The following is a 6317-nucleotide window of genomic DNA, read 5'->3' on the forward strand; positions in this document are numbered from 1 at the left end:
CTCCGGGACTGCCCTTTTGTTGTTCATCGTTTTCAGTACTAGCAACTACCCCGATCTGATATCATTTCCTTATTTTACCGCAATATAAATATCGATCTCTGCGTCATTCGGGTCAAACTCGCGAGCATCATAAAGCTCAAAATCACCAGAATACGTTCTCTCAATCGGCGAGTCTTCAAAAAAAGACCATATCTGCTTCCATTCATTCGCGACCACTTCAAATACTGGGCCTCGCTTCGTTCTAAATATCATATATTTTGCTTCAGGAATAATTGTATGCTCTAGACCTTCCAGAGCCTGCGGGTTGTGCTGATCACCCATCTCATGCCCCAGAATAACCGTATACGCGCCCGAAGCGTCAGATTCATAATGGGTATACAACGCATAGATCAGATGAGGATTACTCGCTTGTATGCGCTCTGCAATACCGCTTTGAAAGTATGTATTCCATAGCATCGACAGCTGTCCATCCGTGCCTGTCTCCTGCTCATTTGTTGTCCGTACGCTTACACCTGCTATTTCAATTGCTGGCTTTACCATTACGTTTGTATTCATGTTATCGTCCCCTTCACCATCGTTTACTTCATTGTACGATTGGAAAGTGGACATCTGTCTGTCTGAGTTTATAAATAGGAAAATATAAAATTCAGGCGGCATCAACCATTGCCATTTACACTTGGTATCTTCTTATAATATTTTGTGCACGCAGCATAATCTGTTGGACGACTTCTGCCGGTTGTTCCACCTTTACGTTATCCCCATAGCTGAGAAGCATCCCATAGAACCAATCGTCTAGCGCAAAGGGCCCTTCCACACGCATAGATCCGCCCTCCAAAATGGTTACTTGGTCCGGATGAAACGAATCGCCAACTCGGTAACGCACCTGTGGCCGGAAAATCATAACAACATCGGCCTCCGCTTTTCCAATCCATCCTGACTCCCAAGAGTATCCCTCTAATGAGGGTGTTTGGCGGCGCTCGAAAGTATCCATAAGTAAAACAAGCTGCTGCACACGCGATATTCGAAAAATACGAAACTCTTCCCTTAGCGTACAATACCCTTGTATGTACCATACATTTCCTTTTAAAATCAGCTGATATGGCTCGATCACACGCTCTGTTTCCGTGCCGTTCATATTGATATAGCTCATCGTCACTTTTTGCGTTTGTTCAATAGCCTGCTTAAAGAGATTCACTTTATGAACTTTATGACGCGCAGCGGGACCCTGTGCCCAAGGATTCAGATCAAACACAATCCCTTCCCCTTGCTGCGCCGTTTGCTGTTTATCCGACTTATTTAATAAAGCATTAACCTTATCGTGCAGACTCGCAAACGTTTTATCGTCCAGAGCGGTATTTAGACCTTTTACTGCGGCGATAATCGACGATATTTCTGCAAACGTCAAATACTGACGTGAAATGGTGTAATGCTCCATAATTTCGAAGCCGCCCGAAGTACCTTGTTGAGCAAATATAGGAATACCGGATTGGCTTAATGTATCCATGTCGCGGTAAATGGTTTTCGTTGATACTTCAAACCGGTCCGCTAATTCCTTCGCAYTGATTCGCCCGCAATTTAACAGCAGAATGGTCATTGCCAGTAAACGATCGATTTTCAAAGCTATCCTACCTTCCGAAATCCTGATTCGTTAGATCTGTATTCACGCCAATAGCAGCTTTACTGCCTTCACCTGCAGCGATCACAACCTGTGAAGGCGCAATAATGGAGGCATCGCCGGCTGCGTATATTCCTCTAATGCTTGTGCGTCCCATATCGTCAGTGACAATACCGCCAGCATCAGTCATTGCACAGCCCAAGGCTTCGCCAAAAGGAGCCGCGTGATCCCATTGTGGGGATACAAAGCCGCCTTCCCGCCGCACCTGACTATTGTTTTCAAACACAATACTGTTCAATACGCCATTCTCTCCAACAAGCTTCTTTATTCGCTGCTGATTCACCTGCACTCCCATCCGGCTCAGAAGGCCGATTTGCTCAGCTCTCAAGCTATTCGCTCCATTCGTGCAAAGAAGGATATCCTTGCTCCAATTATAGACGATTTTGGCCACATGATCCGCATTCGCGTTCTCCGAAATAATGACCAGCGGCTTATCGCGCAGCTCCCAGCCATCACAGTACGGACAGCTGAACAAGCTTCTCCCATAAAAATCATGAACGCTAGGCAGCCTAGGCAATATTTCCTTAAGTCCTGCGGCTAAAATAATGGATCGTGCCTGAAACTGCACGCCATTGCTCGTCATAATTTGAAAACCCACCGCATTCGGCTTAATTTCAGTCACCYTATCCGGCTTAATCGTAACAGATGGATATTTGGAAATATCCTGATGGGCCAAGCTGCGAAATTCATTCGGATGAATACCATCTCTTGTAATAAACCCATGAGACTCATGTGTAACCGCATTTCTAGGCTTGTTATGATCGAACAAAATTACGACTCTCCTCGATCTCCCGAGCACCAGCGCAGCATTCAAACCAGCGGGCCCGCCACCAATAATCGCACAATCCAGCCACATATTCATCGCTCCTGTAAATTAATATTTATTCACTTTTAATCCTTGAATCGACAAATTCCCGTTCTAAGTTGTATAATTTTGTAGAACTCGTTTCATTATCATAAAAACGGTGGTGACTATTATTTTATTCGCTTTATCCTTAATTCTGTCTTTTACAATCGTTTATTTATTAATACCTCCGTTTGCCAAGCTGGCATTCAAACTTGATTTTGTGGACAAGCCTAGAAAAGATGTTGAACGAAAATTGCATCGAGAGCCTATTCCGCTTACTGCGAGCTATGTTATTTTTATTGGTTTTTTTGTTACCTATTTAGCTGTTACAAGAGATTTCTCTATGCAGACAGGAGCAATATTTGTTGGCGGAGTACTTCTATTGATCATTGGAACGGTCGATGATTGGTATAAGACGAAGGGCAAGGACTTCCCTTCCCTGCCGAAATTTGTTGTACAAATATCCGCTGCTGTTATCGTTTACGCATCAGGCATTTCCTTTACTGGATTTTATAATCCGCTTTCTGATGAATATGTGGTTCTTCCTGCTGTATTGCAATTTATTCTTACGATTTTATGGATATTCGGCGTTACGACTGTTATTAACTTTTCCGATGGTATGGATGGACTTGCAGGCGGGCTTTCCGCGATTTCCGCCGTTACGCTATGTGTTGTAGCGATAGCCAAAGGACAATCCAACTCTGCTATCATGGCCATCATTTTGGTTGGTGTCACACTCGCGTACTTGCGTTATAACAAGCCGCCAGCCAAAATATTTATGGGTGATGCGGGAGCGACGTTTCTCGGCTTTATTTTAGCCGTAATTGCTCTGGATGGTGCTTTCAAGCAAGCAACGGTCCTTTCGTTGTTTATCCCGATTTTGGCGCTCGGCGTACCGATTTTCGATAACATCTTTGTCGTAATTAAGCGTATGATGAAGGGCCAGGCGATCTATCAAGCAGATGCTAGCCAAGCGCATTATCGTTTACTGCGGGCTGGACTTAACACGAAGCAAGTTGTGATGGTGCTTTGCTTAGTGAGTACGTGTCTGTGCTTATCGTCCATCATTTTACTGCTCGTGCAAATATAAAAGTAGATGCCAGCTTGTATGCTAGGCTCAAACCAAAGAGGGCTTTCACTTATTTATAAGCGAAAGCCCTCTTTCATATATACGTCCCTAAAGAGGACGCTCTATCGTAAACATTTCGCCAAGCTTAGCATAATCATTACCCGCAAGGCGGCTAACCGGGCCCAGCGTCTTCGGATTGATACGTCCATTCTCGTACAAGGATTCATGCAGATGGAAACGTACAACTCTGCCAATAAGAAAATCACATGCTGGTGATCCATCTGTACCACCAAGCTGCAGCGCTTGCTCCAGCACACATTCCATTCGAATTCTCGCTTCAGCTATTCCCGGCACACTTATGATATCGCTAGCAATTGGCGTTAATTGAGCCAACTCAACCTCGCTCTCATCCGGAGGCAGCATCGCAGCTGTCTGATTGATCGCCTCAATGTAGGTGTCATCGGATATATGAACGACGAACTCGCCTCGCTCGATGGCATTCCTCGCTGTATCCTTCAAATCCCCTTGCTTACGCTGCACAGAGATCGAGACCATCGGCGGATTAGCCGTCACGATATTGAAAAAGCTGAAAGGCGCCGCATTCAGTACGTCATCCTTCGACAAAGTCGATACAAATGCGATGGGTCTAGGGATAATGCTGCCGATCAGCAGCTTATAGTTCTCCTGCACAGTCTGGCTCGTAGGATCAATCGTTATCACTGGACTCGCCCCTTTCAGATCATCAACTCATGTTACGACAAGCGTAAACGGCTGTGGCCGTCCTCTGGCGGTAATAGCTCGTTTCGCGGTGAAATATAGGCATTGGTATAAGTGTGAAACTTATACTTTCCTATATTTTAAGAAGAAACGACTTCGTTGTCCTTGTCTAAGGACGAGCGGTTTCTCGTAAAAATATAGGCATGAGTATAAGCGTGAAACTTATACTTTCCTAATTTCAAGCGTAAACGGCTGTCGCCGTCCTTGACGGCAAAGCTCGTTTCGCGCTGAATGTTAAGTCTATTATAAGAGTGAACTTAAACATTCTTATCATTAAAAAACGGACTGTTTGAATGGAATTTGTACAGTCTAAACGTCTTTTAATCCATTTCCTTTGTGTTTGAATGGAAAATATCCACTCTAATACGACGTTAGCCACCTTTTCAGGACCAAACCGTCGATTTGACTGGATGAAATACAGTCTAACTCCAACCCAGCGCTTAGAATGAAGTTTTGATTGGATAAAATACAGTCAAACGGAGATAATCATTTACTTTGTGATGAAGTCAGCTAATAAGAAGATCACAATACTCATTCAAACACAACTCCAGCAATGGATCGCCTGTTTGCCCAGCTACATCAAGGGTTACCTGCCTATTTTAAGCTGCGATAGTTGAACTTATAATTTTAAAAAGTTTCTGCGAACCAAGCAGATGCCTCATCAACCTCTGAGCTTGTAAGCTGGTGACCCGATTTCTCCCAATGTACCGTAACGGGCGAACCCACTGCTTCTAACAATTTCTTTAAATCCTCCGTCTCTTGAGGTGTACATAGCGGATCATTCGATCCGGCACCAATAAAGCAAGGCACGCCAGTCAGATCAGGAAGCTCCACCCCACGGATAGGCACCATCGGATGATGGAGAATCGCTCCACGAAGAGTATCCTTGTAGTGGAATAAGAGACTCGCTGCGATATTTGCACCGTTGGAATAGCCGATTGCAACGATATTACTGCGGTCAAATTCGTATTCCTCTGCAGCATTGTCCAAGAAATCATTCAATTCCTTCGTACGGAATATTAAATCCTCGATGTCGAAGACACCCTCTGCCAGTCTGCGGAAATAACGCGGCATTCCGTTCTCTAGCACATTTCCTCTTACGCTAAGTACAGAAGAAGCCGGTGAAACTCGGCCTGCCAATGGCAGCAGATCCCGCTCCGTTCCCCCAGTACCATGCAGGAGCAGCAGCACCGGTGCGTTAAGATCAGTTCCTTTGTTGAATATATGTTTCATTATTTATCCTCCTCCAACACTCTTATCTCAAAAGGTGTTAATAATTGCTCGATTTGTGTGCGCTGCTTCTCATACCATTCAGGAAGCATGAGCTTTTCTCCTAGCAGCTCTAACTCTTCATCACGCGCAAAGCCCGGTGGATCTGTCGCAATTTCAAATAAGATTCCGCCCGCTTCACGGAAATAAATCGCATTAAAATATTGACGGTCGATAATCGGCGTAGGCTCAAACCCACTTTGTACGACTTGATTTCTCCAAACCTCATGCTCCGTGAAATCTTTGGCGCGCCAAGCAATATGATGCACAGTACCTGAGCCGCCTTGCCCAAGCGCCATCTTCTCTACATTGACATCAATTAGGTTGCCCAAATCACCCGTTGCTTTATATCGCGTATAAGCACCCTCTTGACCAACAAGTTCAAGCCCCATTACATCAACTAGAACTTTCCCTGTTTCCACAGGGGCTGTACTGTAAAGGATAGCTCCCCCGAACCCTTTAATCGCTTTGTCCGCAGTTACGCCACCGAACGACCAATTACTTTCCGGTCCCTCTTCTCTAGCTACGATTTCGAGCTTCAGGCCGTCAGGATCTACAAATTGTAGGTATTGCTCACCAAACCGAGAGGTCTGATTCACATCGACATTTAGCTTTTCCAGTCGTTCCTTCCAGAAATCAAATGCGTTAGCAGGAACCACATAGGTAGTAAATCCAACCTG

Annotated in this window: 7 protein-coding genes; 1 reads left to right on the top strand and 6 read right to left on the bottom strand. The window is 44.9% G+C overall.

The features are described from left to right. Positions 1 to 69 precede the first annotated feature (69 nt). The 3 genes from AC1DWN_RS03375 to AC1DWN_RS03385 all read right to left on the bottom strand — a co-directional run bounded on the left by AC1DWN_RS03375 (position 70) and on the right by AC1DWN_RS03385 (position 2531). The gene (locus AC1DWN_RS03375) at positions 70 to 555 is read right to left on the bottom strand and encodes a GyrI-like domain-containing protein (protein ID WP_477557528.1); all 486 of its coding nucleotides are present in this window, start codon (positions 553 to 555) and stop codon (positions 70 to 72) included. 115 nt (positions 556 to 670) lie between these two features. Next, a complete protein-coding gene (locus AC1DWN_RS03380) occupies positions 671 to 1618 on the bottom strand; it encodes a helix-turn-helix transcriptional regulator (protein WP_477557529.1) in 948 nt (315 codons plus the stop codon). A 7-nt stretch (positions 1619 to 1625) separates the two neighbouring features. After that, positions 1626 to 2531 (bottom strand): NAD(P)/FAD-dependent oxidoreductase, encoded by a 906-nt coding sequence (locus AC1DWN_RS03385; protein WP_477557530.1) that lies wholly within the window; start codon positions 2529 to 2531, stop codon positions 1626 to 1628. Positions 2532 to 2643: 112 nt separating this feature from the next. Between AC1DWN_RS03385 and AC1DWN_RS03390 the strand changes: the two genes are divergently transcribed. Beyond that, a complete protein-coding gene (locus tag AC1DWN_RS03390) occupies positions 2644 to 3612 on the top strand; it encodes an MraY family glycosyltransferase (RefSeq protein WP_477557531.1) in 969 nt (322 codons plus the stop codon). An 87-nt stretch (positions 3613 to 3699) separates the two neighbouring features. Here AC1DWN_RS03390 and AC1DWN_RS03395 read toward each other — a convergent pair whose 3' ends face one another. The 3 genes from AC1DWN_RS03395 to AC1DWN_RS03405 all read right to left on the bottom strand — a co-directional run. Continuing rightward, positions 3700 to 4311: a flavin reductase family protein gene (locus AC1DWN_RS03395; RefSeq protein WP_477557532.1), complete on the bottom strand. Its 612-nt coding sequence runs from the start codon at positions 4309 to 4311 to the stop codon at positions 3700 to 3702. 684 nt (positions 4312 to 4995) lie between these two features. Next, a complete protein-coding gene (locus AC1DWN_RS03400; RefSeq protein ID WP_477557533.1) occupies positions 4996 to 5601 on the bottom strand; it encodes an alpha/beta hydrolase in 606 nt (201 codons plus the stop codon). Further along, the coding region (locus tag AC1DWN_RS03405) for a VOC family protein (RefSeq protein WP_477557534.1) at positions 5601 to 6317 on the bottom strand (717 nt) is incomplete at its 5' end. The genes AC1DWN_RS03405 and AC1DWN_RS03400, both read right to left, overlap by 1 nt.

The organism is Paenibacillus sp. P4_A7 (assembly GCF_056402455.1).

Coding starts and splice junctions, on each gene's coding strand:
- AC1DWN_RS03375 (WP_477557528.1), bottom strand. CDS start 555: ATGAATACAAACGTAATGGTAAAGCCAGCAATTGAAATAGCAGGTGTA.
- AC1DWN_RS03400 (WP_477557533.1), bottom strand. CDS start 5,601: ATGAAACATATATTCAACAAAGGAACTGATCTTAACGCACCGGTGCTG.